This is a genomic window from Pseudomonas sp. 3A(2025) (assembly GCF_054589175.1).
Genome location: NZ_BAAILM010000017.1, coordinates 143,470 through 170,133, shown reverse-complemented (window position 1 = coordinate 170,133; position 26,664 = coordinate 143,470). Strand labels below are relative to the sequence as shown.

Genomic DNA, 26,664 nt, shown 5'->3' with positions numbered 1-26,664 from the left:
GGACAACGATGTGATAGCTTTCGCCCAGCACTGTTATTTCAAGGAAGCCGCATGCGCAGGATGATCCTTTCGGCCACTTTGTCGATGGCGATAGGCCTGAGCGCCCAGGCCGCACAAATCTACAAATGGGTCGACGCCCAAGGGGTGACGCATTTCGATGCCACGCCCCCGGCTGGCCAGCAGATAGCCCCTGTCGATATTCAGCGGCCACCGTTGTCAGGTTCTGTCGCCATCCAGCCGGCGCCAGAGCCCGATGCACGGCAGCGGGCCATCGACGACAAGGTCAAGCAGCAAGTCAGCGCCGCCGAAGGCAAGCGCAACGCGATGTGCGAGGTCATGCGCACCAACCTCGCGCAACTGAAGAACAACCCCCGCGTACGTGTGCCTGCAGAAGGTGGCTTCAAACGCCTGAACGAAGAAGAGCGCCAGGCGCGGATCGCAGAAAGCCAAAAAGCGATTACCGATTATTGCGACTGAGCCTTGCCGATCAACTGATCGAATTGCTCCAGCAGGCTCAGCAGAGTGCGCGCCTGCTCCGGACGATCGACATAGACCATCTCGGCCATTTCCCGGATGCCGGACACCCGGGGCAGTGGCTGATCCTGCTCGATGATGATTTTCATCTTCGGCAGAAAGATCCATTGCAGCCACTGCTCGAAAGACAGGGTATCGACGCTGAACGGCTCCTGGCTGGACAGGGCCTTGGCGTCGGGCGCGGTGCTTTGCCACCACCCCCGTTCACGTAGCTCTCGTTCGATCAACAACAGGTGATCAGCCAGCGCCGGCATACGTGCATCCATTACAGGTTAACCCGGGCTTTCTGGCGTGCCTGCGCGGCACCGGCAGCATCGCCCTGCTTCTCGCGAGACTGGGCGATCAATTCCCACAGGCTGGCCTGCAGGCTGGCACGGCCGTTGGCGTAGGTCAGCGCACGACGCGACAGTTGCTCGGCCTGGGCGGCATCTCCCTGGGCCAGACGCACCTGAGCCAGACGGTACAGTACCTGCGGCTCACGCGGGGCCACGCGCTGGGCGCGCTCCAGACTGGACGAGGCGCCGTTCAGGTCGCCACCGCTTTGCTGTTGCTGCGCGGTGGTGAGCAACGCCAGCACCGGACCATCAAGCTGCTCGTCTGCCGACAAGGCGCCGCGGTTGGCGTTGGACGGAATGCCGGTAGGCGCCGAAGGCAAACTGTAGCTGCTGGTGTTCAACGGCGCCGTATCGACCGGCGGCTGATACACCGGCGCACTGTTGACCGGTGCCGAGTCGACACTGAAAGGCACTTGCGCCGCCGGTGCCGAGTAAGTCTGGATATTGCCACCGCCGCCAGGCACCATCACCGTCACCCCGGAATCGTCGGGCATGGCCTGGGCCTGTTGCACTGGCGCGGTATTGGCACGGTAGCCCGTATTGCGCGGAGCGCTCACGCGCTCGCTGCTGGACACCCTGGAGCCCGAGTCGACGACCGGGATCGCGCCTTGCTGCACACTGGCGCACCCGCTGAGCACAGCCAGGGCGGTTACAGCTGGAATCCACCACTTATTCACATCAAACCCTCTTCACTTAATTCAACCAGCCCTTGATCCAGTCCATGACCGGCTCATCAGCGGCGGGGCTACCACAGGTTGCACCCGGCACCGGCTCACTGCCGCGAATATACGGCATCTGGACAGCATTCGGGCAACTGGCATCGGAGCCTTGTCCGGTAGCGGCATCGACCCAGGCCTGCACCACGTTGTCCGGCATGGTCATGTTCAGCGGCAACGGCTCGGCCTTGCGCATGAAGCTGGTCCAGACCTGCAACGCGCCGCTGGCACCGGTAAACGGCGTCTGACCATTATCGTCACGGCCCATCCACACCACCGCCAGCACGTCCTGGCTGAAACCTGCAAACCAGCTGTCGCGCGAGTCGTTACTGGTGCCGGTCTTGCCCGCCAGATTCAGCGTTTTAGGCAACACGTTATAGACCGACTGGCCCGTACCTTCGCGCATCACCCGCTGCATGGCGTTCTGCACCAGATAGATTGCGCCCGGATCGAAACGCTGCTGAATCTGAAACGGATAACGCTTGAGCGGCTCGCCTTCGGCAGTCAGCACACTGCGAATACCGCGCATCGGCGTGTTGAAACCACCGCTGGCAATAGTCTGGTACATGGTTGCCACTTCAACCGGGCTCAGACCGCCGGCACCCAGCAGCATCGATGGATACGCCGGCCACTCACGGGTCACACCCAGCTTGTTGAGGGTCTTGAACACCGTCGGCACGCCCAGTTCCAGACCCAGTTTGGCGGTGGACAGGTTGTAGGAATGCGCCAGCCCCTGGTACAGGAAGATATTGCCATGCGCCTTGCGGTCGTAGTTCTGCGGCTTCCAGACTTGCCCATCGGCACCTTTGACCTGGAACGGCTCATCGGCCACCCAACTGGTCAGCGTGTACTTTTGCGGTTGCTCCAGCGCGGTCAGATAAATCGCCGGCTTGACCAGCGAGCCGATCGGACGCACCGCATCGATGGCGCGGTTAAAGCCTGCAAAACCGGCCTTGCGACTGCCGAGCAACGCCTGGACCTCGCCGGTTTCCGGGTTGGTCACGACCATGGCAGCCTCGACTTCATCGGCCCCCTTGCGCCCGGCCAGGCGCTTGAACGTTTCGTCCATGGCCGCCTGGGATTTCATCTGCAGGATCGGGTCGAAGCTGGTAAAAATTCGCAGCCCCTCCTCGGTCAAGTCTTCATCGCGATAGTCATCGCGTAGCTGGCGCTTGACCAGGTCCATGAAGGCCGGAAACGAGCTGTCGGCCAGGCTACCGGTGCGGCTTACACCCAGCGGCATTTTCTTCGCTGCTTCAACCACATCGACCGGCGCCACGCCTTGCAGCACCAACTGGTCGAGCACCAGATTACGCCGCTCCAGCGCACGCTCCGGGTTGCGGCGCGGGTTGTAGTACGACGGTCCATTGACCAGCCCGACCAGCAATGCCACCTGATGCAGCTTGAGTTCAGACAACGGCTGGCTGAAGAAATACTGGCTGGCCAGACCGAAACCATGCACCGCACGCTGCCCGTCCTGCCCGACGAACACTTCGTTGAGGTAAGCCTCGAGAATTTCCTGCTTGCTGTAATGCAGCTCCAGCAACAGCGACATCATCGCTTCGGTCAGTTTGCGCGACAGGCTGCGCTCAGGCGTCAGGAAAAAGTTTTTTACCAACTGCTGGGTCAGGGTACTGCCGCCCTGACGCATCTTTCCGGATGACGCGTTGACCCAGATAGCCCGGGCAATGGATTTGGGCGAAACACCAAAGTGGCTATAGAAGTCGCGGTCTTCGACGGCAATCAGCGTTTCGAGCAGATACGGCGGCGCCTGATCGAGCTTGATCAGAATCCGGTCTTCGAGATTCTTTGGGTACAGCCCGCCGACCAGCAACGGTTCAAGGCGTGCCACCGCCAGCTTGGTGCCATTGGCCGACGACAGATCAGCCACAAAATCGCCCGAGAAACGCACCTTGATCTGCTGCGCCGGATCAGTGCCTTCATAAAACTGAAAGCCACGGGTGTTCAGGTCGACCGTGTTGCCATTAACAGCAGCAGCGCCCGGCCCGTTGGCCACGCTCTCACGGCGATAACCCAGAGCATCGAGCTCGATCAGAAAGTCGTCGCGGCTGAGCTTCTGGCCAACGAACAACTCCAGAGGCCTGGCATAGACCTTGGCCGGAATCATCCAGCGTTTGCCGGAAAACTTTTCCTGGACCTGGGCATCGAGGTAAATGGCAAAGCCGGCGATGATCACCACGCCGACGATACTGAGCTTCAGCGCCCAGCCCAGCAAAGTGCGAAGACGGCCGGAAGAGGGCTTTTTGGGGGTACGGGAAGTGCGGGATCGAGTCATGGGCGCGGATTATACGCAGTTTGCGAAGGTTCGACAGACGCTCAGGCGAGCGGTTTGCAGCATTACGCCGAGCAGCCATAATGGCCGGCCTGAGCCATTTATTTTCAAATCATTCATCAAGGATCGACCGTGAGCCAGTCACTGATCGCAGCCCTGCAAAACCCTGGCCTTTTCCCTCATCCGGTGGAGGATTTTCAGGTTATCGAAACACACATTTCGTGGGTGCTGCTCACAGGCCCCTATGTCTACAAGATCAAGAAACCGATGAATTTCGGTTTCCTGGACTTCACCACCCTGGCGGCGCGCAAGCACTTCTGTCATGAAGAGCTGCGCCTCAACCAGCGCCTCACCGAAGGCCTGTACCTGGAAGTCATCCCGCTGACCGGCTCGGCCGAAGCCCCACAACTGGGCGGCGATGGCGAGGCCATCGAATACGCCCTGAAAATGCGCCAGTTTCCGCAAAGCGGCCTGCTCAGCACCCTGCAAGCCAACGGCGAATTGACCCTGGGCCATATCGACGAACTGGCCAGCCAGATCGCCCACTTCCATCTTTCGGCACCGAAAGTCGGCGCTGAAAATGAATTGGGTTCGCCTGACAGCGTCATGGCACCGGTCACGCAAAACTTTGAGCAAATTCGTCCTTTCCTCAGCGAAAAAGCCGACCTGCAGCAGCTCGATGCCCTGCAGGCCTGGGCCGAGTCGAGCTTTGAGCGGCTCAAGCCACTGTTGGTTCAACGCAAGGCCGAAGGATTTATTCGCGAGTGCCATGGTGACATTCACTTGGGCAATGCTGCGCTGATCGATGGCAAAGTCGTCTTGTTCGACTGCATCGAATTCAACGAACCCTTCCGCATGACCGACGTTTACGCCGACATCGGCTTTCTGGCCATGGACCTTGAAGACCGCGGCCTCAAGACCCTGTCGCGACGACTGATCAGCCGGTACCTGGAATTGACCGGCGATTACCAGGGCCTGGAACTGTTCAACTTCTACAAGGCTTACCGGGCCATGGTACGGGCCAAGATTGCCCTGTTCAGCATGCCCGCCGATGCGGACGCCGTTCAGCGCTCCACCTCGCTGCGTCAGTACCGCAACTACGCCAACCTGGCCGAAAGCTACAGCGCCATCCCCTCGCCTTTCCTGACCATTACCCACGGCGTATCGGCCGTGGGCAAGAGCCAGGTTGCCCAGCGCCTGGTGCAATCGCTGGGCGCGATACGCTTGCGCTCGGACGTCGAGCGCAAGCGCTTGTTCGCCGAGAGCGGCAGCGAAGCGCGTTATGGTGCCGATGCCCACGAAGCGACCTATGCACGCCTGCATGAACTGGCCGGTATTGTGCTGCGCGCCGGCTTCTCGGTAGTGCTCGACGCCACCTACCTCAAACACGCACAGCGCCAGGCCGCAGCCAGCGTTGCGCAGGCTTACGGCGTTCCGTTCCTGATTCTGGACTGCGAAGCACCGCAGGCGGTGATCGAAGGCTGGCTGCAACAGCGCCAGGCTGAAAACAACGATCCGTCCGAGGCCACCCTTGAAGTCGTCCTCGCCCAGCAGGCCAGCCGCGAGCCACTGAGCGCCGAAGAAACCTTGCTCAGCAAGCACATTCGTACCGACTTCAGCGGTGACCTGGACACGCTGATAGACAACCTGCACCAGCGCTTGCCGGGACTCTGAAAGTAATACGGCCGTTAAGCGGACGACGCTTCACGGCCTCAAGATAGTGGCGATATAATGGCGCCATAAATCCAACAGCCCCGAGAATCGCCATGAGCCAGCCCAAACAAATTGATTCGCCGCTGTATGTGTTGCTGCGCAAGGATGATATCGAAGGCTTCAATCAGGAACGCCCCTCCAAAGGCATCCTCGACATGCGCGGCGGGGACTTCCGGGGTCTGGACCTGCGTAACCTGGACACTAGCGGCATCGACTTCACCGACGCCTATTTTCGCTCGGCCGACCTGCGCGGCCTGGATCTGCGCAGCAATCCGCTCGAAGGGGCAAGCATTGCCCATGCGCAGATCTCGGGGACCTACTTCCCTCCAGAGCTGAGCGCAGACGAGATTCTGATGTCGGTCAATTTCGGCACCCGCCTGCGCTACCGCACGCGCTGAAAACGGCTATTTCAAAATGCCTGAAAAAGAAGTGTTGACTTCGAAATGAGAATCGTTATGATTATCACAACTGGTCGCGAGACTGGTCGGTAACCTGAAAGACCTTGGTTCGGACTCTCAGATTATCTCCTCATCAGGCTAATCACGGTTTTTGACCCGGCTCTTTGCCGGGTCTTTTTTTTGCTCAAAATTCATCGGCGCCCAGCAATCCCAGGCGCGCCAACGCATCGCTCAACAGACTCGAAGCCCCCAGGCGAACCCGTTGCGGCGACAGCCAGTTCGGCCCGAAACGGCCTTTGGCCAACGCCAGAAACGCTTGCGCGTCAGCCACGGTACGCAGACCACCCGCCACCTTGAACCCCACCTGCCCGCCAACCTCGGCAATCGACTCCAGCATGATCCGCGCCGCCTGCGGGGTCGCTGGCGCTATCAAGCGGCCGGTACAGGTCTTGATAAAGTCGGCACCCGACGCAATCGCCGCCCGTGAAGCATTGCGAATCAGTTGCGGGTCGCGCAGGTCACCGGTTTCCAGAGTGACCGTGAGCGGCGCCCGATTGCCGCATTCGGCCTTGCACGCGGCGATCAACTCAGCACCGATCCGTGTGTCGCCCCCCAACAGCGCCCGAAACGGATACACCACATCCACCTCATCGGCGCCCGACAGCAGGACTGTCCGGGTTTCCTGGACCGCCATCTCGACATCGGCCCGGCCCGCCGGGAAGTTGACCAGACCAATCACCCGCACCTGGTGCGCCTGCAAACGATCGAGCGTGGATCGCGCCAGAAATACAAAATGCGGATAGACGCATACACCCGCCACCGGCCCGACTGGCGTCAGTGCGCTGCGGCACAGGCTGACGATGCGTTGCTCGGTGTCTTGCTGATTGAAGGCCAACAGCTCCAGCAGGCCGATTGCCTGATGGGCCAATTGCTCGTCATCGACGCTCATTGCTCATGCACTCCACTGCGAAAATCAGTCGGGCACGACAATAGACCAGTCGCTGTCGTCAGAACCCGACAGACCGGATTTTGGGAATCGGCCTACAGCATCTCAGGAGATATCCGAGGGGCTTTAACGAGCGATCACCAGCGGATGCCCCAATTCGGGATGCGGTTGCACCAGCACATCCAGCCCAAACACCGTCTTGAGCGCCGCCGGCTGCAAGACCTCAGCCGCCGTGCCCGCCACCTGCACCCGCCCTTCATGCAACAACAGCAACCTGTCGCAGTAGCGCGCCGCCAGATTCAGATCATGCAGGATGACCATGACCGCAGCACCGCGCCCGGCAAACCCTCGCACCGCCTGCAAAATTGTCTGCTGGTGCAGGGGGTCGAGCATCGAGGTGGGCTCATCGAGCAACAGGGTGCAACCGTTGTCGCCCGGCCAGAGCTGCGCCAGTACCCGCGCCAGATGCACACGCTGGCGCTCGCCACCCGACAGCGCAGTGTAGGCCCGCTCAGCCAGGTGCAGAGCATCGCCGGCCTGCAAGGCCTGCCGCACTACATCAGCATCGTGTTCACGACCGGTGGCATGGGGCAGCCGGCCCATGCCGACCACTTCATCGACCCGAAAGGCAAAGTCCAGGCTCGAATGCTGCGGTAACACGGCCAGCCGTCGGGCCCGCTCGCTGCCCAGCCATTGCGCCAGGGGTTTGTCGGCCAGCCAGACCTCGCCCGCCGACAGCTTGAGTTCACCGCTCAGCGCGCCGAACAAAGTGCTCTTGCCAGCGCCATTGGGCCCCAGCACACCCAGCACCTGGCCCGGCTGTACGTTCAGGTCGATACCGGCCAGCACACTGCGCCCGCCGCGCCGCACCTGAAGATTCTGTGCACGCAGCATCAACGCGCTCCTCGCACCAGCAGATACAAAAAGAACGGCCCGCCCAACAAGGCCGTGATAATGCCGATCGGCAACTCGGCCGGCGCCAGCACCATGCGTGCAAACAGATCGGCGAACAGCAGCAGGCTGGCACCCGCCAGGGCCGAAGCCGGCAACAGCACCCGGTGATCGGGGCCACTGAGCAGACGGATAAGGTGCGGCACGATCAGCCCGACAAAGCCGATCAACCCGGCCGCCGCCACCGCCGCGCCCACCCCCAGCGCCGTGCAGAACATCAGTTCGCGCTTGAGCGACTGCACGTCCACGCCCAGATGGCGAGCCTCGGACTCGCCCAGCAGCAAGGCATTGAGCGCTCTGGCCCGGCGCGGCAACCACAAGACGATCAGCGCACAGACCGGCAGCAACGGCCAAAGCCGCGCATAGCTGGCGCCATTGAGGCTGCCCAGGTTCCAGAACGTCAGGGCACGCAAGGTCGCATCATCCGCCAGATACGTCAGCAACCCGATCACCGACGCCGACAGCGCCGTCAAGGCAATGCCCGCCAGCAGCATGGTCGCCACACTGGTCTGGCCGTTGCGCCGGCCCAGCCGGTACACCACCGCCGTCACCAGCAGGCCACCCAGCACCGCACAGAGCGACAGCAGGTAAGGTGCAATCAGCGCCGGCACATTGCCCCACATCGCGGCGCCGACAATCGCCAGCGCCGCCCCCAACGCCGCGCCACTGGACACGCCAATCAGGCCAGGGTCTGCCAGTGGATTGCGAAACAGCCCCTGCATCGCCACCCCGGACAATGCCAGCACGGCGCCCACCGTCAAGCCAAGCAAGGTCCGAGGCAGGCGGATCTGGCCGATGATCAGCTCAGCCTGGCTCATCTCGCCCGGCGTGACCAAGCCGCTCAGGGCACGCAGCACATCGCCCAGTGGCAGGCTGACCGGCCCCAGCGCCAGCGACAGCCAGGTCGCGATCAGGCACAGGCCGATCAATAGCGCAAACAACGCCTGCGGTGGCAGCCCGCGCTTCATGGAAGCGGATAGGCGCCGGGGTACAACACCTCAGACACACGCTGCAATTGCGCCGGCAAACGCGGGCCCAGGCCGCCGACCAACAGGGTTGGATCGAGGTCGAACACCCGGTTATTGCGCACCGCCGTGGTCGCCGCCAGCAGCGGATTTTCCTTGAGCAATGCCTCACGCACCGCCGTGCCACGCAAGGTACGGTCAGCCACGATCAATACCTGCGGGTCGAGCGCGGCCATGACCTCGGTCGAAAACACCTTGTAGCCTTCATGGGTCGCCAGGTTACGCCCACCGGCGCGGGTGATCAGCCAGTCGCCCGCCGTGCCCTTGCCGGCCACCATGGGTTTGCCGCCACCCTGGCCGACCAGCAGCAGGACATCGGGAATCGCTTGCTGGGTACGGGCCTGAGCCACCCACTGCTGCTGGGTGTCCAGTCGCTGGCGAAACTCAGTATTCAGGCGCTCGGCCTGAGCGGATGCACCCAGCAGTTTGCCCAGGCGTTGCAAGTTGTCTTGCAGATCGGCAAGGTCAGCCTTTGCCGACAGCACTTCAACCCGCACGCCGGCAGCACGAAGCTGCTCAAGCACCGCGGGCGGGCCCATTTCTTCAGTGCCCGCCAAAGCATCGGGGCGCAGGCTGAGAATGCCTTCGGCCGAGAGCTGACGCTGATAGCCGATGCGTGGCAGCGACTTGAGCGACTCAGGGTTCTGGCTGGTGGTGTCGACCCCGACCAGGCTCGGTTGCGCGCCAAGCGCGACAACCCACTCGCTCAGGGCGCCACCGGCACTGACCAGACGCTTGGGCGGCTCGTCGGCCTGGCTCATGGGGCTGATCAACACACTGGCGCAAAGCGCCAGCCACAACGTACGCAAAGGCATGCAGGAATTCCTGTCCAGGAGAATCGGTGCAGCCAATGGCTATCAGGCTGCGAAGCCCTGACATTTGATAATTGTTTGCATTTGCAGGTCAAGCGCCATGGCGTTACAGGCCTGGCGGCATGCCCTCTTGCACCTGCAAACGGCGCACGATACGTACCTCTTCAGGGCTGATATCGACGCCATACGCCAGAATCTGCACACCTGCCGCCTTCGCATCGCGCAAGGCCGCCGCATAAGCGGGGTCGATCTCTTCGGCCGGGCGCACCGCCTCGATGCCTGACAGGTTCACGCAATACAGCAAGGCCGCACGCACGCCGTCACGGGCCAGCGCCGCCAGTTCACGCAAGTGACGCGCGCCACGCTGGGTCACGGCATCCGGAAACGCCGCCACCGCCGAGTCATCGAAGCCCAGCGTGACGCTCTTGACCTCCAGGTACAGGTCGCCTTGCGGGTATTGCAGGCGAAAATCCACCCGGCTTTTTTCCACGCCGTAAGGCACTTCGCGCTTGAGCGCGGTGAAGCCGTTGAGCTCGCTGATCACTCCGGCACGCAATGCCTCTTCAACCAGCGTATTGGCCCGCCCGGTATTGATACAGGCCAGCCGCCCTTGGGGGGTCTCGCTGATTTCCCAGGTGCCGGGCAATTTGCGCTTGGGGTCATTGGAGCGGCTGAACCACACTCGCCCGCCCGGCAGCATGCAATTGAGCATCGAGCCGGTATTGGGGCAGTGAATGGTCAAGCGTTCGCCGCTGTCGGTTTCGATATCGGCCAGAAAGCGCTTGTAACGCTGCAACAGCCGTCCGGTTTCAAGGGGGGGAGAAAAGCGCATCAGCCTTGCCAGCTCCGCAAGCCACGGGCAATCCGTTCGACCGCCTGCTCCAGGCGCGGCAGGCTCTGGGTGTAAGAGAAACGCACATGGTGACCGGCCTTGTGGCGGCCAAAGTCCAGCCCTGGGGTAAAGGCGACGTGTTCCTGCTCTAGAAAATAACGACAGAACGCGAAGGCATCGTCGCCGAACGCGCTGATATCGGCGTACAGGTAAAACGCCCCTTCAGGCTCTACGGCAATACCGAAGCCCAGCTCGCGCAGCGCCGGCAGTAAATAGTCACGCCGCTGCCGGAACGCTTCGCGGCGCTGTTCGAGAATGTCCAGTGTGTGCGGCTCGAAACAGGCCAGCGCGGCATACTGCGCCACGCTCGATGCGCTGATGTACAGATTTTGCGCCAGCTTTTCCAGTTCACCGACGGCCGCTGGTGGCGCTACCAGCCAACCCAGGCGCCAGCCCGTCATGCCGAAATATTTGGAAAAACTATTAAGGACGAAAGCTTCGTCGTCGACTTCCAGCACGCTGCTGGCATCAACGCCGTAAGTCAGGCCGTGGTAAATCTCGTCCACCACCAAGTGCCCGTTGTGCGCTTTAAGCGCGGTCGACAAGGATTGCAGCTCATCACGGCTGAGCAATGTGCCGGTCGGGTTGGCCGGCGAAGCGACCAGGGCGCCAACACTGTCCTGATTCCAGTAGCGGTCGACCAGTGGCGCGGTCAACTGGTAACGCTCCTCGACGCCCACCGGCACCAGTTGGGCTGCGCCTTCGACCAGGCGCAAAAAGTGCCGGTTGCACGGGTAGCCAGGGTCGGCCAGCAACCAGTGCTTGCCGGGGTCGACCAGCAAGCTGCTGGCCAGCAGCAAGGCACCAGAGCCGCCCGGTGTGACCATGATGCGCTGCGGGTCGATGTCCAGGCCGTGGCGGGTGGCGTAAAAACCCGCAATGGCCTGGCGCAGCTCTGGCAGGCCGCGGGCGGCGGTATAGCGGGTCTTGCCGGCCGCCAGGGCGGCTTGCCCGGCCTCGACGATCGGTTGGGCGGTACTGAAGTCCGGCTCGCCGATCTCCAGATGGATGACATCGTGGCCCGCCGCCTGCAATTCATTGGCCCGCTCAAGCAGCGCCATGACATGAAACGGTTCGATGGCGCGGCTGCGCTCACTGTAAGGCTGGACCATGATTTTCCTTCCTGGGGGCAGGCGACAAAAAGAGCTAATTAAACAACAAAAAACAAACTACGACGCCCTGCAATGACTAGAGTTCATCCATGGCAGGTGGACTTTCAACGGGCTGTTCACAGCAGGCGTCATGCTCGACAACCGGGAGTGGCGAACTCCGATTTGATCTGGTAAGTTCGCCGGCTTGCACCTGCAGGGCCGACGGGTGTCGGTGATGGAACATCCTGCGCAATAGATTAGAAAAGAGTGAGAGGCGGTCCATACATGCCCACCCAAGATAAGCAACAAAATCTAATCAGCGGCCTCGAACCCTACAAGGCGACACCGGGTGAAGAGTACATGGGCGAACCCATGCGTGCGCACTTCACCAAGATCCTGAACAAGTGGAAACAGGATTTGATGGTGGAGGTCGACCGTACGGTAGACCACATGAAGGACGAAGCGGCCAACTTCCCTGACCCCGCCGATCGTGCCAGCCAGGAAGAAGAGTTCAGCCTTGAACTTCGCGCGCGCGACCGTGAACGCAAGTTGATCAAAAAGATCGACAAGACGCTGCAACTGATCCTCGACGAAGAATACGGCTGGTGTGAATCCTGCGGTGTCGAGATCGGTATCCGCCGCCTCGAAGCCCGCCCGACGGCCGACCTGTGCATCGACTGCAAGACCTTGGCAGAAATCAAAGAAAAACAAGTCGGCAAGTAACGCTGACGACCTAAAAGACGCTTCGGCGTCTTTTTTGTTTTCCGGCTATTGGCCAGCCAGTAATATCGGCCCATGAAAAACCCTTCTTATATCGGGCGCTTTGCGCCAACGCCCAGCGGTTACCTGCATTTCGGTTCACTGGTCGCCGCTCTCGCGTCGTATCTCGATGCCCGTGCGGCAGGCGGCCTGTGGCTGATGCGCATGGAAGACCTCGACCCGCCGCGTGAAGTTGCCGGCGCCCGGACGGCCATTTTGCAGACGCTGGAAACCTACGGCTTTGAATGGGACGGCGACTGCGTTCGGCAAAGCGACCGGCATGAAGCTTACGCTCAGGTGCTGCAACGCTGGTTCAGCCATGGCCTGGCTTACACCTGCACCTGCTCGCGCAAGCAACTGGAGCCCTTCAACGGCATTTACCCAGGCTTGTGCCGCAACCTTGGACATGCCCCGGAACAAGGCGCCATTCGTCTGCGCGTCCCGGAAGTGGAATACCACTTTACCGACCGGGTTCAGGGCCTGCTGCGCCAGCACCTGGGTCGCGAGGCCGGCGACTTTGTCATTCGTCGTCGCGACGGGCTGTATGCCTATCAACTGGCGGTGGTCATCGACGACGCCTGGCAAGGCGTTACCGATATCGTGCGCGGTGCCGACCTGCTCGACTCCACGCCGCGGCAACTGTATCTGCAAGAACTGCTCGGTGTGCCACAGCCGCGCTACCTGCACGTACCGCTGATCACCCAACCGGATGGCCACAAGCTCGGCAAATCCTACCGCTCGCCGCCGCTGCCCGCCGATCAGGCCACGCCGCTATTGCTGCGGGCCTTGCGCGCACTGGGGCAGCCACTCGATGCCCACCTTGAATACGCCACGCCACACGAGCTGCTCGCCCAGGCCACCCGCCAGTGGAACAGCGACCTGATTCCCAAGGTGCTCGCCATCCCGGACAGTGAAGTAGAACACCCGCACTAGAGCGGTTGCCGCATACTGCGAAAAACGCCGCTTGCAGGTTGCCGGGCATTGGTTAACATGCCGCACCTCACCCGCCCCACAACAGGGCAGGCCATCCACCGCCCTGCGGCGCACATTACGGAGGCAGCATGTACATCTATCGGCTGGTCCTGCTCCTGGTGGTCGGCATCTACCTGTTCTCGCCGGCCATCATGGATTGGTGGATCGACGCGACAGGCGCCTGGTACCGCCCCTACATGCTGTGGCTGATCCTGATCGTGGTGACGTTCATTCTGCAAAGCCAGCGAGATGCCGATGAGCTTTAGCCTGACCTACCTGCTGCTGGTCAGCGCCGGCTACCTGTTGGTGCTGTTCGGCGTGGCCTGGATCAGCGAACGCGGCCTGATCCCGCGCTGGATCATTCGCCACCCGCTGACCTACACCTTGTCGCTCGGGGTTTACGCCAGCTCCTGGGCGTTCTACGGCACCATCGGCCTGGCCTATCAGTACGGCTACGGCTTCCTGTCCAGCTACCTGGGGGTGTCGGGCGCCTTTTTGCTGGCGCCGGTGCTGCTTTATCCGATCCTCAAGATCACCCGCACCTACCAGTTATCGTCGCTGGCCGATCTGTTCGCGTTTCGTTTTCGCAGCACCTGGGCTGGCGCGCTGACCACCATCTTCATGCTGATCGGCGTGTTGCCGTTGCTGGCCCTGCAAATCCAGGCGGTGGCCGACTCGATCGGCATCCTCACCGGCGAGCCGGTGCGCAACCGGGTGGCGATAGCGTTCTGTGCACTGATCAGCCTGTTCACGATCTTCTTCGGCTCGCGGCACATCGCTACGCGTGAAAAACACCAGGGCCTGGTGTTCGCCATCGCGTTCGAGTCGATCATTAAACTGATCGCCCTCGGCGGCCTGGGCATCTACGCCCTGTACACCGTGTTTGGCGGCCCGTCGCAGCTCGAAGTCTGGCTGCTGCAAAACCAGACCGCCCTCGCCTCGCTGCACACGCCCCTGCAGGAAGGCCCGTGGCGCACGCTGCTGCTGGTGTTCTTCGCCTCGGCCATCGTCATGCCGCACATGTACCACATGACCTTTACCGAAAACCTCAACCCGCGATCCCTGGTCAGCGCCAGTTGGGGCCTGCCGCTGTACCTGCTGCTGCTCAGCCTGGCGGTGCCGCTGATTCTGTGGGCCGGCCTCAAGCTCGGTGCACGTACCAGCCCGGAATACTTCACGCTGGGCATCGGCATGGCCGTGCAAAGCAAATCCCTGGCCCTGCTGGCCTACGTCGGCGGCCTGTCGGCGGCCAGCGGCCTGATCATCGTCACCACCCTGGCGCTGTCGGGCATGGCCCTTAACCATCTGGTACTACCGCTGTACCAGCCGCCGGCCGAAGGCAATATCTACCGCTGGCTGAAATGGACCCGCCGCGGCCTGATCATCGCCATCATCACCGCCGGCTACTGCTTCTACCTGATGCTCGGTGCCCAGCAAGACCTGGCCAACATGGGCATCGTCGCCTTTGTCGCCACCCTGCAATTTTTGCCGGGGGTGCTGTCGGTGCTGTACTGGCCGACCGCCAACCGGCGCGGCTTCATCGCCGGGATCCTGGCCGGCATCACAGTGTGGGTCTTCAGCATGTTGTTACCGCTGCTCGGTAACATGGAAGGCTTCTATATTCCGATGCTGAACATGATCTATGTGCTGGACGACACCAGCTGGCACATGGCAGCCATCGCTTCGCTGGCGGCCAACGTGCTGCTGTTTACCCTGGTGTCGCTGTTCACCAATGCCAGCCCCGAAGAAGTCAGCGCCGCCGAGGCCTGCGCAGTGGACAACGTGCGCCGCCCGCAGCGCCGCGAACTGTTTGCTGCCTCCCCGCAGGAATTCGCCACGCAACTGGCCAAGCCGCTGGGCGCCAAGGCCGCGCAGAAGGAAGTCGAACAGGCCCTGCGCGACCTCTACCTGCCGTTCGACGAACGGCGCCCTTACGCGTTGCGTCGCCTGCGCGACCGCATAGAAGCCAACCTGTCAGGCCTGATGGGCCCCAGCGTGGCGCAGGACATGGTCGAGACCTTCCTGCCCTACAAGTCCGGTAACGAAAAATACGTTACCGAAGACATCCACTTCATCGAAAGCCGGCTCGAGGACTATCACTCGCGCCTGACCGGGCTGGCCGCCGAACTCGATGCGCTGCGCCGCTATCACCGGCAAACCCTGCAAGAGCTGCCGATGGGCGTGTGCTCGCTGGCCAAGGACCAGGAAATCCTGATGTGGAACCGCGCCATGGAAGAGCTGACCGCCATTCCGGCCCAGCACGTGGTCGGCTCGCGCCTGAGCACCATCGTCGAGCCGTGGAAAAGCCTGCTGCGCGACTTCATCCGTGAGCCCGACGAGCACCTGCACAAACAGAAGCTGCAACTGGATGGCCAGACGCGCTGGCTCAACCTGCACAAGGCCGCCATCGACGAGCCCCTGGCGCCAGGCAACAGCGGCCTGGTGCTGCTGGTCGAAGACCTGACCGAAACGCAGATGCTCGAAGACAAGCTGGTGCATTCCGAACGGCTGGCGAGTATCGGTCGCCTGGCCGCCGGCGTAGCCCACGAGATCGGCAACCCGATTACCGGCATCGCCTGCCTGGCGCAAAACCTGCGCGAAGAGCGTGAAGAAGACCCGGAGCTGGCCGAAATCAGCAGCCAGATCGTCGAGCAGACCAAGCGTGTGTCGCGCATCGTGCAATCGCTGATGAGTTTTGCCCATGCCGGCGCCCACCAGCACAGCGACGAGCCAGTGTGCCTGGCCGAGGTGGCGCAGGACGCCATCGGCCTGCTGGCCCTGAACCGGCGCAACTTCGAGGTGCAGTTCTATAATCTGTGTGACCCCGCGCACTGGGTAGACGGCGACCCGCAACGGCTGGCCCAGGTGCTGATCAACCTGCTTTCCAACGCCCGCGATGCGTCAACACCCGGCAGCGCCGTGCGGGTCAAGAGCGAGGCGTCCGAACATACTGTGGACCTGATCGTCGAAGATGAAGGCAGCGGTATTCCAAAGGCAATCATGGACCGATTGTTCGAACCTTTCTTCACCACCAAGGATCCAGGTGAAGGAACCGGACTGGGCCTCGCTCTGGTCTATTCCATCGTTGAAGAGCATTATGGACAAATCACCATCGACAGCCCGGCCGATCCCGAACGGCAACGCGGTACCCGCATAAGGGTGACCTTACCGCGTAATGTCGACGCGACGTCCGCCGTGAACCGAGACCGTCGAGAGAACTGAATCAATGCCGCATATTCTGATCGTCGAAGACGAAACCATCATCCGCTCGGCCCTGCGCCGCCTGCTTGAACGCAACCAGTATCAAGTCAGCGAAGCCGGCTCGGTGCAGGAGGCTCAGGAACGCTTCAGCATCCCCTCGTTCGACCTGATCGTCAGCGACCTGCGACTGCCCGGCGCCCCCGGCACCGAGCTGATCCGGCTCGGTGAAGGCAAGCCGGTGCTGATCATGACCAGTTACGCCAGCCTGCGCTCGGCGGTCGACTCGATGAAAATGGGCGCGGTCGACTACATCGCCAAGCCCTTCGACCACGATGAAATGCTCCAGGCCGTGGCGCGCATTCTGCGTGATCGCCAGACGTCCCAAGGCCAGGCACAACCGCAGCCCGGCGCCAGCAGCGGCAAGGCCAATGGCGCGGCCGACAAGCCCGCCGCCGGTAACGCCAACGGCGAAATCGGCATTATCGGTTCCTGCCTACCGATGCAGGACCTGTACGGCAAGATCCGCAAGGTCGCGCCCACCGATTCCAACGTTTTGGTGCAGGGCGAGTCCGGTACCGGTAAAGAACTGGTTGCCCGCGCCCTGCACAACCTTTCGCGCCGCGCCAAGGCGCCGATGATTTCGGTCAACTGCGCCGCCATTCCTGAAAGTCTGATCGAGTCCGAACTGTTCGGCCATGAAAAAGGCGCGTTCACCGGCGCCAGCGCCGGGCGTGCAGGGCTGGTCGAAGCGGCCGATGGCGGCACCCTGTTTCTCGACGAAATCGGCGAGCTGCCGCTTGAAGCCCAGGCGCGGCTGCTGCGCGTGTTGCAGGAAGGCGAGATTCGCCGGGTGGGTTCGGTGCAATCGCAAAAGGTCGACGTGCGCTTGATCGCCGCGACCCACCGCGACCTCAAGACCCTGGCCAAGAACGGCGAATTCCGCGAAGACCTTTATTACCGTCTGCACGTGATCGCCCTCAAGCTGCCTGCCCTGCGTGAACGCGGCAGCGATGTGCTGGAAATCGCCCGCGCATTCCTGACCCGCCAGAGCGTCAAGGCCGGCCGACCGGACATGAAGTTCGGCGCCGACGCCGAGCAGGCCATCCGTCAATACAGCTGGCCGGGTAACGTGCGCGAACTGGAAAACGCCGTTGAGCGCTCGGTGATTCTCAGCGAGAGCGCAGAAATCTCCGCTGATTATCTGGGCATCGACATCGAGCTGGCCCTGCTCGAAGACGAAGAATTCGTCGGCCTGGCGCCGCTGACCAGCAGCGTCAACGGCAGTAACCACGAACCGAGCGAAGACCTGTCGCTTGAGGATTATTTCCAGCATTTCGTGCTGGAGCATCAGGACCACATGACCGAGACCGAACTGGCCCGCAAACTGGGCGTCAGCCGCAAATGCCTGTGGGAGAGACGTCAGCGCCTGGGCATTCCGCGACGCAAGGGTGTTGCGAACGAGACGTGACCGTTTTTCCGGTAACAGTTCCCTTGGCGGAACAAAAAAACGTTACCGAAGCTTTGCCAGACGTAACAAAAGCCGGGGTTTACGGTAACGAAACCCCGGCTTTTTTTCGCCCGCATACAAAGCAGATGCCGCCAACCCCAGTGTTTACGGGGCTTTGCAAAAGTTGGCACAGGTTCTGCTATATCCTTAGTACAAGAAAAATAAAAACACGATGCACCCACACAATAAAAACAAGACGAATCGACTCACGCATAACAAGAACAACACGGCGGAGGCGCAGCTAACTGATTCTTTTGGAGAGGTGTTGTATTTGGGGCTTGCCCCGCAACCAGGCCGAGAACAACAAAAACTACCCCAAGGTAGCGCCTGAACTGGTTGGATCGACTGATCATTGCACTACAGCGGCCAAAGCAATCCGTTTGCTCTTTACTCTCGGTTGAGAGGTTCACAGGCAAAACGCTTGTGATTGGGCACCCAACAAAAACAAGAGCCCGCACTCATAATAAAAATAAAGAGCACACACTTTGGGGGAGCTTCGGCTCCCCCAGTAGCATCTGGCGTTCGCCGGCATGCCTTCCTTTCCGCGCAAATTCCTGCGCAAATGCCTGCCAGACTCTCCCCCGCGACGACGCTTCCTACACCATTGCACGATCAAATGCTAGAATCCCCGCCCATCATGCGGTCATTCCCTGTTTTGGCCGAATATTCCTTCAAACAGTGCATCCCATGCTGAAGAAGTTGTTCCAGTCAATCCGTACCCCGCTGCGTACACCGCAGCAAAACATACGTTCCACGCCGATCGTGCTCAACAGCAACCAGCACTCGCTGCAACGTACCCAATTCAGCCGCCATGCGGTCAACATCGTCGAGCGCCTGCAAACGGCGGGTTACCAGGCCTACCTGGTCGGTGGCTGCGTACGCGACATGCTGCTGCAGATCAACCCCAAGGACTTCGACGTCGCCACCAGCGCCACGCCCGAGCAGATCCGCGCCGAGTTTCGCAACGCGCGCATCATTGGCCGGCGTTTCAAACTGGTTCACATCCATTTCGGACGTGAAATCATTGAGGTCGCGACCTTCCGCGCCAACCACTCGCAAGACGACGAAGAAGAAGACAGCAACCAGTCCTCTCATAACGCCAGTGGCCGGATTTTGCGCGACAACGTCTACGGCACCCTCGAAGAGGACGCCCAGCGCCGCGACTTCACCATCAACGCCCTGTATTACGATCCGGTCACCGAGCGCATTCTCGACTACGCCAATGGCGTGGACGACATCCGTAACCGGCTGATCCGCCTGATCGGCGATCCGCAGCAGCGTTACAAGGAAGACCCGGTGCGCATGCTGCGTGCGGTGCGCTTCGCGGCCAAGCTCAATTTTGGCATCGAGAAGCAGACCGTGTTGCCGATCCGCCCGCTGGCGCCGATGCTGCGCGACATTCCGGCGGCACGCCTGTTCGAAGAAACCCTCAAGCTGTTCCTGTCCGGGCACGCCGAGATCACCTTCGAAATGCTGGTCGACCTCGAACTGTTCGACTCGCTGTTCCCGGCCACTGCCAAGGCCCTGGAATACAACCCGACCTACACTCATACGCTGATCAGCCAGGCGCTGGCCAACACCGACCTGCGCGTGCGCCAGGAAAAACCGGTAACCCCGGCCTTCCTGTTCGCCGCCCTGCTGTGGCCGGCGTTGCCAGCCAAGGTTCTGCGCCTGCAAGAGCGTGGCGCGCCACCGCTGGCGGCCATGAACGAAGCCTCGCACGACCTGATCATCGAACAGTGCCGCAGCATTGCGATCCCCAAGCGCTTCACCTTGCCGATCCGCGAAATCTGGGACATGCAAGAACGCCTGCCACGCCGTGCCGGCAAGCGTGCCGACCTGTTGCTCGACCATCCGCGCTTTCGCGCCGCCTACGACTTCCTGCTGCTGCGCGAAAGCGCCGGCGAGCAGACCGACGGTCTTGGCGACTGGTGGACCCGCTACCAGGACTGCAACGACAGCCAGCGCCGCGACATGATTCGCGACCTGGGCAATAAAGAAGAAACCGGCACCGGCCCGCGCAAGCGCCGCCGCAGCAACTCCAAGCGCAAGACCGGTGGCGACACCGCAGGCGTGTTCGATGACTGAGCGCGCCTACATCGGCCTGGGCAGTAACCTCGCCGAGCCGGCCGCGCAGTTGCGCAACGCGCTGGCGGCCCTGCAACAATTGCCCGGCAGCCGTTTAGCCGCTGCCTCGTCGTTCTATGTCAGCGACTCGCTGCTGCCCGGCCAGCCGCGCTACACCAATGCCGTGGCGGCGCTGGACACCGACCTTGCGCCACTGGCACTGCTCGATGCCTTGCAAGCCATCGAGCTGGACCAGGGCCGCGAGCGCCTGGAACGCTGGGGACCGCGCACGCTGGACCTGGATATCCTGCTGTTCGGCGAGCACCTGATCGACGTGCCGCGCCTGCAGATTCCGCACTACCACATGCACGCCCGCGCCTTCGTGCTCTACCCGCTGGCCGAACTGGCACCCGACCTGCTACTGCCCGACGGGCGCCTGCTGAGCCAGTTACTGGCTGCCTGCCCCTTCGCCGGACTTGAACGCCTGCCAGCCGCACTGTAACCGCCGTGTGTCACCCGTTACCCCGGCAATCGAGCCTGGGTAACAGCCGCAATTGACTTCATGCCCCTCCCTCACGAATATAGGCCTCCCGCCACCAACCCCGTTGGTGCATGGGCGCGAAACAGGCCTTTGCGAAACACCGCGATACGACGGTGTGCCTGCTTTCGGGCGTTGCTCGCTAAACGTTGGTGATGGAGGAAATTACATGCCGGTTACAACCGTTACGTCGCTGCAGGCTCTCAAGCTCAAGGGTGAGAAGATCACCATGCTGACCTGCTATGACGCAACTTTCGCCCATACCGCCAGCACAGCGGGCGTCGAGGTGCTGCTGGTCGGCGACTCGCTGGGCATGGTCCTGCAAGGGCATGACAGCACCCTGCCGGTCACTACCGCCGACATGGCGTACCACGTGAGCTGCGTCAAACGCGGCAACCAGGGCTCGTTGATCGTTGCCGACCTGCCGTTCATGGCCAATGCCACCGTCGAACACACGTTGCTCAACAGCGCTACGCTGATGCAGGCCGGTGCGCACATGGTCAAGGTCGAAGGCGCTGCCTGGCTGGCCGACTCCATTCGCCAACTGACCGACCGTGGCATTCCGGTGTGCGCGCACATGGGCCTGACCCCGCAGACCGTCAACGTGCTCGGTGGCTATAAGGTGCAGGGCCGGCTTGAAGCCCAGGCCCGGCAGATGCGCGCCGATGCCATTACCCTGGAGCAGGCCGGCGCCGCCATGATTCTGCTTGAATGCGTGCCCACAGAACTGGCCGAAGAAATCACCCATGCCGTGAAGATTCCGGTGATCGGCATCGGTGCCGGTAACGCCACCGACGGCCAGGTGCTGGTGCTGCACGACATGCTCGGCCTGTCGATCAGCGGCCGCATGGCCAGGTTCGTCAGGAACTTCATGATCGGCCAGCCGGATATCCCGTCGGCCATCCAGGCGTATGTCAGCGCCGTCAAAGACTCAAGCTTTCCCGCTCCTGAACACGGATTCCCGGCATGAACACAGTACACACCGTCCACGACCTGCGCGCCGCCGTGGCCCAGGCGCGTCAGGCCGGCAAGCGCATCGCGCTGGTGCCGACCATGGGCAACCTGCACAGCGGCCACACCACGCTGGTCACACGCGCTGGCGAACAGGCCGACTTCGTGGTGGCGAGCATTTTCGTCAACCCGCTGCAGTTCGGCCCCAACGAAGACCTGGCAACCTACCCGCGCACCCTGACCGCCGACCAGGAAAAGCTCCAGCAAGCCGGCTGTGACCTGTTGTTCACCCCAGGCGTGGCCGACATGTACCCCAACGGCATGGACGACCAGACCCGCGTCAGCGTCCCGCACCTGTCCGAAGGCCTGTGCGGCGCCAGCCGTCCGGGGCATTTCGAAGGCGTGGCGACCGTGGTCAGCAAGCTGTTCAACATGGTCCAGCCCGATGTCGCCGTGTTCGGTGAAAAAGACTTTCAGCAACTGGCGGTCATCCGCGCGCTGGTGCGCGACCTGAACATGCCGATCCAGATCATTGGCGAGGCGACCGTGCGCGCCGCCGACGGTCTGGCGCTGTCGTCGCGCAATGGTTACCTGAGCGACGAACAACGCGCCGTTGCGCCTGTTCTGTATCAAGTCATTACCCGGATTGGTGACGCACTGCGCAGCGGCGAGAAAACCTTCGCGCCCCTGTTGAGTACGGGTAAACAGACACTTGAAAGCGCAGGCTTTCGCGTCGATTATCTGGAGGTGCGCCAGGCCGGCAGCCTGCGACCGGCCACCTTTGACGATCGCGACCTGGTCGTCATTGCGGCGGCGTATCTGGGCAAGACCCGGCTGATCGATAACCTGCACCTGAACAACGTTTAAGAATGTTTCATGCCTGAGCGCGGGCCTGCGATGAACCAAACCCCGCCCCGCACTGCCTTACCGATACAAATCGCCGGTAAACACCGGCGAGACCATGGAGCGACAAGCCCGGACATCGATGTACACAGGAATGTCGAGCCCAGAACCCGCCGCGCAGTACGCGGCTTTAAAATGTCCACCGGCCGTTCAAGTTAAAGGAATCCCCCAGCAATGGCGTACTACCGCACTCCTTCCGATGTGACCGCCCTGCCCGCTTGGCAGGCGTTGAGCCAACACCGCCAGACCATGCAGGATTTCAGCATGCGCGAGGCATTCACGGCCGATCCGCAGCGCTTCAGCCAGTTCACCCTCAGCAGCTGCGGCCTGTTCCTCGACTACTCCAAAAACCTGATCACCCACGAAACCCGCGACCTGCTGGTGACGCTGGCCAAGGACGCCGGCCTCAAAGAAGCGATCAAGGCGCAGTTCGAAGGCGAGCTGGTCAACTCCTCCGAAGGCCGCCCGGCGCTGCACACCGCCCTGCGCCGGCCGGTAGGCGACAAGCTGCTGGTCAACGGCACCAACATCATGCCCGACGTGCACAAGGTGCTGAGCCAGATGACCGAGCTGGTCGGCCGCATTCACGACGGCCTGTGGCGCGGTTACACCGAAAAGCCGATCACCGACGTGGTCAACATCGGCATCGGTGGCTCGTTCCTCGGCCCTGAGCTGGTGTCCGAAGCATTGCTGGCCTACACCCACAAAGGCGTGCGCTGCCATTACCTGGCCAATATCGACGGCAGCGAATTCCACGAGCTGTCGCAGACCATTCGTGCCGAAACCACGTTGTTCATCGTTTCGTCGAAGTCGTTCAACACCCTCGAAACCCTGAAAAACGCCCAGGCCGCCCGCGCCTGGTACCTGGCGCAGGGCGGTTCGGAAGCCGAGCTGCATCGCCACTTCATCGCCGTGTCGAGCAACAACGCCGCCGCCGTGGCCTTCGGCATCCGTGAAGAAAACATCTTCCCGATGTGGGACTGGGTCGGCGGGCGTTACTCGCTGTGGTCGGCCATCGGCCTGCCCATCGCCCTGGCCATCGGCATGTCCAACTTCAAGGAACTGCTGTCGGGTGCCTACACCATGGACCAGCATTTCCTCAACGCACCGTTCGAGCAGAACATGCCGGTGCTGCTGGGCCTGCTGGGCGTGTGGTACGGCAACTTCTGGGGCGCGCAAAGCCACGCGATCCTGCCGTACGACCACTACCTGCGTAACATCACCAAACACCTGCAACAGCTGGACATGGAATCCAACGGCAAGAGCGTGCGTCAGGACGGCACACCAGTGGCCACCGACACCGGCCCGGTCATCTGGGGCGGCGTAGGCTGCAACGGCCAGCACGCTTACCACCAGTTGCTGCACCAGGGCACCCAGTTGATTCCGGCCGACTTCATCGTGCCGATCGTCAGCTTCAACCCGGTCTCCGACCACCACCAGTGGCTGTACGCCAACTGCCTGTCGCAAAGCCAGGCACTGATGCTCGGCAAGACCCGCCCGGAGGCAGAAGCCGAGTTGCGCGCCAATGGCCTGGACGAAGATCAGGTACAAAAGCTGGCCCCGCACAAAGTCATCCCCGGCAACCGCCCGAGCAACACCCTGGTGGTCGAACGCATCAGCCCGCGTCGTCTCGGCGCACTGGTCGCCATGTACGAACACAAAGTCTTCGTGCAAAGCGTGATCTGGGGCATCAATGCCTTTGACCAGTGGGGCGTCGAGCTGGGCAAAGAGCTGGGCAAAGCCGTGTACCAGCGCCTGACCGGCGGCGTTGAAGAAGAGGCCGAAGACGCCTCGACCCAAGGCCTGATCAACTATTTCCGCGGCCGTCATCGCGGTTGATTGGAGGGTGATGGGCATTGCCGGATTACCCGGCAATGCCCATTGATTGAACCCCCGCCCCGACGTTCAACTCCTATTCTTGTACGCACCTCAAGAACAAGGAAAACGTCATGTTCGATATCAGCGAATTCCCCAAAGCCGATGCCGTGCGCCGTGCCGCTCGCCTGAGTCCTGACGATTACCAACGCCTGTACCGTCAATCGGTCGAACAACCCGAACAGTTCTGGGCCGAACAGGCCACTGCCTTTCTCGATTGGGACGCCCCCTGGACCCATATTTGCCAAAGCGACCTGCGCACCGGCGAAGCCCAGTGGTTCAAGGGCGGCAAGCTCAACGTCAGCTACAACTGCATCGACCGCCATCTCGCCAAGCGCGGCGATCAGGTCGCGATTATCTGGGAGGGCGACAACCCTGCCGAATCGGCTGAAATCACCTACAAAAAACTGCATCACAACGTTGCGCGGCTAGCCAACGTGCTCAAGCAACGCGGGGTGAAAAAAGGCGACCGGGTGTGCATCTACATGCCGATGGTGCCTGAAGCCGCCTACGCCATGCTCGCCTGTGCACGCATTGGCGCCGTGCACTCGGTGGTGTTCGGTGGCTTCTCGCCCGAAGCCCTGCGCGACCGGATTCTGGATGCCGACTGCCACACCGTGATCACCGCCGACGAAGGCGTGCGCGGCGGCAAATACATTCCGCTCAAGAGCAACGTCGACAAGGCCCTGAAAAGCTGCCCGAACGTGAGCACCGTGCTGGTGGTCGAGCGCACGCAGGGCGAGATCGACTGGGTCAAGGACCGCGACCTCTGGTACCACGAAGCCGTGCACGGCATCAGTGACGACTGCCCGCCCGAGCCGATGGACGCCGAAGACCCGCTGTTCATCCTCTACACCTCCGGCAGCACCGGTAAACCCAAGGGCGTGATGCACACCACAGGCGGCTATCTGCTGCACGCGGCGCTGACCCACCATCACGTCTTCGATTATCAGGACGGCGAAATCTACTGGTGCACCGCCGACGTCGGCTGGGTCACCGGGCACAGCTACATTGTCTACGGGCCACTGGCCAACGGCGCGACCACGCTGGTGTTCGAAGGCGTGCCCAACTACCCCGACAGCTCGCGCTTCTGGCAGGTGATCGACAAGCATCAAGTGAACATCTTCTACACCGCCCCCACCGCCCTGCGCGCCCTGATGCGCGAAGGTGCAGGCCCGCTGCAAAGCACCTCACGTGCCAGCCTGCGCGTGCTCGGCAGCGTTGGCGAGCCGATCAACCCGGAAGCCTGGGAATGGTATTTCAACCAGGTGGGCCAACAACGTTGCCCGATCGTCGACACCTGGTGGCAGACCGAAACCGGCGGCATCATGCTCAGCCCGCTGGTGGGCGACAGCCGCATCAAACCCGGCTGCGCCACCCGCCCGTTGTTTGGCGTGCAACCGGTGCTGCTCGATGAACACGGCAAGGAAATCGAAGGCCCCGGCAGCGGCCTGCTGGCGATCAAAGCCAGTTGGCCGGGGCAGATTCGCAGCGTGTACGGCGACCCGCAACGGATGATCGACACCTACTTCAAACCCTATGCCGGCTACTATTTCACCGGCGACGGCGCACGCCGCGACGAAGACGGCGACTACTGGATCACCGGGCGGGTCGACGATGTGATCAACGTCTCTGGCCACCGCATCGGCACCGCCGAAGTCGAAAGCGCGCTGGTGCTGCACGACAACATCGCCGAAGCCGCCGTGGTCGGTTATCCGCATGACGTCAAAGGCATGGGCATCTACGCCTTCGTCACGCCCATCAACGGCGTCGAACCCAGCGATGAGTTGAAAAAAGAACTGCTGGCCCACGTCAGCACAGAAATCGGCAGCTTCGCCAAACCCGAACTGATTCAGTGGGCGCCCGCGTTGCCCAAGACCCGCTCAGGCAAAATCATGCGCCGCATCCTGCGCAAGATCGCCTGCAACGAACTCGACAGCCTGGGCGATACCTCAACCCTGGCAGACCCGGCAGTGGTGGACGACCTGATCGATAAACGCCTGAATCGCTGAGCTGGAGGACTACACAGAACTTGTAGGAGGGAGCTCTGCCGGAATGCCGGACCATCGCGATTGAGCGCAGAGCGCTCACAACAATCTGCGAAACTCTGAAAATTTACGACTGCTAACGCAGCCGATCGAGGTGCTCCGGCATTCCGGCAGAGCGCGCTCACAGGTATGCTTCA

The 26,664-nt window shown here is 61.9% G+C and carries 23 protein-coding genes; 14 read left to right on the top strand and 9 right to left on the bottom strand.

Features of this window, described 5'->3' with window-relative positions; genetic code table 11:
• Positions 1-51: 51 nt before the first annotated feature.
• Positions 52-477, top strand: coding sequence for a DUF4124 domain-containing protein (locus tag ACYP2A_RS06645; protein WP_459743828.1), 426 nt, complete (start codon positions 52-54; stop codon positions 475-477).
• On the opposite strand, the gene ACYP2A_RS06640 is transcribed toward ACYP2A_RS06645, so the two are convergent.
• From ACYP2A_RS06640 to mrcB, 3 genes are read right to left on the bottom strand one after another with little or no spacing between them, the layout of a single operon-like run.
• Positions 465-800 carry a YqcC family protein gene (locus ACYP2A_RS06640; RefSeq protein WP_459743826.1) on the bottom strand — a complete coding sequence of 112 codons (336 nt, stop codon included), beginning with the start codon at positions 798-800 and terminating at the stop codon, positions 465-467. The two genes, ACYP2A_RS06645 and ACYP2A_RS06640, sit on opposite strands and share 13 nt — an antisense overlap.
• On the bottom strand, positions 800-1,546 hold the full coding sequence (locus ACYP2A_RS06635; protein ID WP_459743825.1) for a hypothetical protein: 747 nt from the start codon (positions 1,544-1,546) through the stop codon (positions 800-802). The genes ACYP2A_RS06640 and ACYP2A_RS06635 overlap by 1 nt, the downstream gene beginning before the upstream one ends.
• A gap of 16 nt (positions 1,547-1,562) precedes the next feature.
• Positions 1,563-3,881: a penicillin-binding protein 1B gene (mrcB, locus tag ACYP2A_RS06630; protein WP_459743823.1), complete on the bottom strand. Its 2,319-nt coding sequence runs from the start codon at positions 3,879-3,881 to the stop codon at positions 1,563-1,565.
• 129 nt (positions 3,882-4,010) lie between these two features.
• Between mrcB and ACYP2A_RS06625 the strand changes: the two genes are divergently transcribed.
• Positions 4,011-5,552, top strand: a complete 1,542-nt coding sequence (locus ACYP2A_RS06625) for a bifunctional aminoglycoside phosphotransferase/ATP-binding protein (protein WP_459743822.1) — start codon at positions 4,011-4,013, stop codon at positions 5,550-5,552.
• Between the two features lie 92 nt (positions 5,553-5,644).
• Entirely contained in the window at positions 5,645-5,989 is a 345-nt protein-coding gene (locus tag ACYP2A_RS06620) for a pentapeptide repeat-containing protein (RefSeq protein WP_459743821.1), read from the top strand.
• A 184-nt stretch (positions 5,990-6,173) separates the two neighbouring features.
• Here ACYP2A_RS06620 and deoC read toward each other — a convergent pair whose 3' ends face one another.
• The 6 genes from deoC to ACYP2A_RS06590 form a co-directional block, all read right to left on the bottom strand.
• A complete protein-coding gene (gene deoC, locus ACYP2A_RS06615; RefSeq protein WP_459743819.1) occupies positions 6,174-6,938 on the bottom strand; it encodes a deoxyribose-phosphate aldolase in 765 nt (254 codons plus the stop codon).
• A 123-nt stretch (positions 6,939-7,061) separates the two neighbouring features.
• Positions 7,062-7,829 carry a heme ABC transporter ATP-binding protein gene (locus tag ACYP2A_RS06610; protein WP_459743818.1) on the bottom strand — a complete coding sequence of 256 codons (768 nt, stop codon included), beginning with the start codon at positions 7,827-7,829 and terminating at the stop codon, positions 7,062-7,064.
• Complete coding sequence (locus ACYP2A_RS06605) at positions 7,829-8,800, bottom strand: FecCD family ABC transporter permease (RefSeq protein WP_459743850.1); 972 nt, start codon at positions 8,798-8,800, stop codon at positions 7,829-7,831. Before ACYP2A_RS06605 ends, ACYP2A_RS06610 begins: the two co-directional genes overlap by 1 nt.
• Positions 8,801-8,850: 50 nt before the next feature.
• Positions 8,851-9,726 (bottom strand): heme/hemin ABC transporter substrate-binding protein, encoded by an 876-nt coding sequence (locus tag ACYP2A_RS06600; RefSeq protein WP_459743816.1) that lies wholly within the window; start codon positions 9,724-9,726, stop codon positions 8,851-8,853.
• Between the two features lie 103 nt (positions 9,727-9,829).
• A complete protein-coding gene (gene sfsA, locus ACYP2A_RS06595) occupies positions 9,830-10,555 on the bottom strand; it encodes a DNA/RNA nuclease SfsA (protein WP_459743814.1) in 726 nt (241 codons plus the stop codon).
• Positions 10,555-11,727: a pyridoxal phosphate-dependent aminotransferase gene (locus ACYP2A_RS06590; protein WP_459743813.1), complete on the bottom strand. Its 1,173-nt coding sequence runs from the start codon at positions 11,725-11,727 to the stop codon at positions 10,555-10,557. The genes sfsA and ACYP2A_RS06590 overlap by 1 nt, the downstream gene beginning before the upstream one ends.
• Positions 11,728-11,991: 264 nt before the next feature.
• Here ACYP2A_RS06590 and dksA point away from each other — a divergent pair, with 264 nt between their 5' ends.
• From dksA to acs, 11 genes are all read left to right on the top strand, one after another.
• Entirely contained in the window at positions 11,992-12,429 is a 438-nt protein-coding gene (dksA, locus tag ACYP2A_RS06585; protein WP_459743811.1) for an RNA polymerase-binding protein DksA, read from the top strand.
• 72 nt (positions 12,430-12,501) lie between these two features.
• Positions 12,502-13,398: a tRNA glutamyl-Q(34) synthetase GluQRS gene (gene gluQRS, locus ACYP2A_RS06580; protein ID WP_459743809.1), complete on the top strand. Its 897-nt coding sequence runs from the start codon at positions 12,502-12,504 to the stop codon at positions 13,396-13,398.
• Between the two features lie 128 nt (positions 13,399-13,526).
• Positions 13,527-13,703, top strand: a complete 177-nt coding sequence (locus ACYP2A_RS06575; RefSeq protein ID WP_002552060.1) for a hypothetical protein — start codon at positions 13,527-13,529, stop codon at positions 13,701-13,703.
• Entirely contained in the window at positions 13,687-16,659 is a 2,973-nt protein-coding gene (locus tag ACYP2A_RS06570) for a sensor histidine kinase (protein WP_459743806.1), read from the top strand. The genes ACYP2A_RS06575 and ACYP2A_RS06570 overlap by 17 nt, the downstream gene beginning before the upstream one ends.
• Positions 16,660-16,663: 4 nt before the next feature.
• The gene (locus ACYP2A_RS06565) at positions 16,664-18,106 is read left to right on the top strand and encodes a sigma-54-dependent transcriptional regulator (RefSeq protein ID WP_459743804.1); all 1,443 of its coding nucleotides are present in this window, start codon (positions 16,664-16,666) and stop codon (positions 18,104-18,106) included.
• Positions 18,107-18,832: 726 nt separating this feature from the next.
• Entirely contained in the window at positions 18,833-20,233 is a 1,401-nt protein-coding gene (locus ACYP2A_RS06560) for a polynucleotide adenylyltransferase PcnB (RefSeq protein ID WP_459743802.1), read from the top strand.
• A complete protein-coding gene (gene folK, locus ACYP2A_RS06555; RefSeq protein ID WP_459743801.1) occupies positions 20,226-20,714 on the top strand; it encodes a 2-amino-4-hydroxy-6-hydroxymethyldihydropteridine diphosphokinase in 489 nt (162 codons plus the stop codon). Before ACYP2A_RS06560 ends, folK begins: the two co-directional genes overlap by 8 nt.
• 205 nt (positions 20,715-20,919) lie before the next feature.
• On the top strand, positions 20,920-21,720 hold the full coding sequence (panB, locus tag ACYP2A_RS06550) for a 3-methyl-2-oxobutanoate hydroxymethyltransferase (RefSeq protein ID WP_459743799.1): 801 nt from the start codon (positions 20,920-20,922) through the stop codon (positions 21,718-21,720).
• On the top strand, positions 21,717-22,568 hold the full coding sequence (gene panC / locus ACYP2A_RS06545; RefSeq protein WP_459743798.1) for a pantoate--beta-alanine ligase: 852 nt from the start codon (positions 21,717-21,719) through the stop codon (positions 22,566-22,568). The genes panB and panC overlap by 4 nt, the downstream gene beginning before the upstream one ends.
• A 210-nt stretch (positions 22,569-22,778) precedes the next feature.
• Positions 22,779-24,443 carry a glucose-6-phosphate isomerase gene (gene pgi, locus ACYP2A_RS06540; protein WP_459743797.1) on the top strand — a complete coding sequence of 555 codons (1,665 nt, stop codon included), beginning with the start codon at positions 22,779-22,781 and terminating at the stop codon, positions 24,441-24,443.
• Between the two features lie 110 nt (positions 24,444-24,553).
• Positions 24,554-26,491, top strand: coding sequence for an acetate--CoA ligase (gene acs / locus ACYP2A_RS06535; RefSeq protein ID WP_459743796.1), 1,938 nt, complete (start codon positions 24,554-24,556; stop codon positions 26,489-26,491).
• Positions 26,492-26,664 lie beyond the last annotated feature (173 nt).

What these genes read in the sequence shown, in the direction of transcription:
- ACYP2A_RS06645 (WP_459743828.1), top strand. Translation starts at nt 52, where the DNA reads ATGCGCAGGATGATCCTTTCGGCCACTTTGTCGATGGCGATAGGCCTG.
- ACYP2A_RS06640 (WP_459743826.1), bottom strand. Translation starts at nt 800, where the DNA reads ATGGATGCACGTATGCCGGCGCTGGCTGATCACCTGTTGTTGATCGAA.
- mrcB (WP_459743823.1), bottom strand. Translation starts at nt 3,881, where the DNA reads ATGACTCGATCCCGCACTTCCCGTACCCCCAAAAAGCCCTCTTCCGGC.
- ACYP2A_RS06620 (WP_459743821.1), top strand. Translation starts at nt 5,645, where the DNA reads ATGAGCCAGCCCAAACAAATTGATTCGCCGCTGTATGTGTTGCTGCGC.
- deoC (WP_459743819.1), bottom strand. Translation starts at nt 6,938, where the DNA reads ATGAGCGTCGATGACGAGCAATTGGCCCATCAGGCAATCGGCCTGCTG.
- ACYP2A_RS06610 (WP_459743818.1), bottom strand. Translation starts at nt 7,829, where the DNA reads ATGCTGCGTGCACAGAATCTTCAGGTGCGGCGCGGCGGGCGCAGTGTG.
- ACYP2A_RS06600 (WP_459743816.1), bottom strand. Translation starts at nt 9,726, where the DNA reads ATGCCTTTGCGTACGTTGTGGCTGGCGCTTTGCGCCAGTGTGTTGATC.
- sfsA (WP_459743814.1), bottom strand. Translation starts at nt 10,555, where the DNA reads ATGCGCTTTTCTCCCCCCCTTGAAACCGGACGGCTGTTGCAGCGTTAC.
- ACYP2A_RS06590 (WP_459743813.1), bottom strand. Translation starts at nt 11,727, where the DNA reads ATGGTCCAGCCTTACAGTGAGCGCAGCCGCGCCATCGAACCGTTTCAT.
- dksA (WP_459743811.1), top strand. Translation starts at nt 11,992, where the DNA reads ATGCCCACCCAAGATAAGCAACAAAATCTAATCAGCGGCCTCGAACCC.
- gluQRS (WP_459743809.1), top strand. Translation starts at nt 12,502, where the DNA reads ATGAAAAACCCTTCTTATATCGGGCGCTTTGCGCCAACGCCCAGCGGT.
- ACYP2A_RS06575 (WP_002552060.1), top strand. Translation starts at nt 13,527, where the DNA reads ATGTACATCTATCGGCTGGTCCTGCTCCTGGTGGTCGGCATCTACCTG.
- ACYP2A_RS06570 (WP_459743806.1), top strand. Translation starts at nt 13,687, where the DNA reads ATGCCGATGAGCTTTAGCCTGACCTACCTGCTGCTGGTCAGCGCCGGC.
- ACYP2A_RS06565 (WP_459743804.1), top strand. Translation starts at nt 16,664, where the DNA reads ATGCCGCATATTCTGATCGTCGAAGACGAAACCATCATCCGCTCGGCC.
- ACYP2A_RS06560 (WP_459743802.1), top strand. Translation starts at nt 18,833, where the DNA reads ATGCTGAAGAAGTTGTTCCAGTCAATCCGTACCCCGCTGCGTACACCG.
- folK (WP_459743801.1), top strand. Translation starts at nt 20,226, where the DNA reads ATGACTGAGCGCGCCTACATCGGCCTGGGCAGTAACCTCGCCGAGCCG.
- panB (WP_459743799.1), top strand. Translation starts at nt 20,920, where the DNA reads ATGCCGGTTACAACCGTTACGTCGCTGCAGGCTCTCAAGCTCAAGGGT.
- panC (WP_459743798.1), top strand. Translation starts at nt 21,717, where the DNA reads ATGAACACAGTACACACCGTCCACGACCTGCGCGCCGCCGTGGCCCAG.
- pgi (WP_459743797.1), top strand. Translation starts at nt 22,779, where the DNA reads ATGGCGTACTACCGCACTCCTTCCGATGTGACCGCCCTGCCCGCTTGG.
- acs (WP_459743796.1), top strand. Translation starts at nt 24,554, where the DNA reads ATGTTCGATATCAGCGAATTCCCCAAAGCCGATGCCGTGCGCCGTGCC.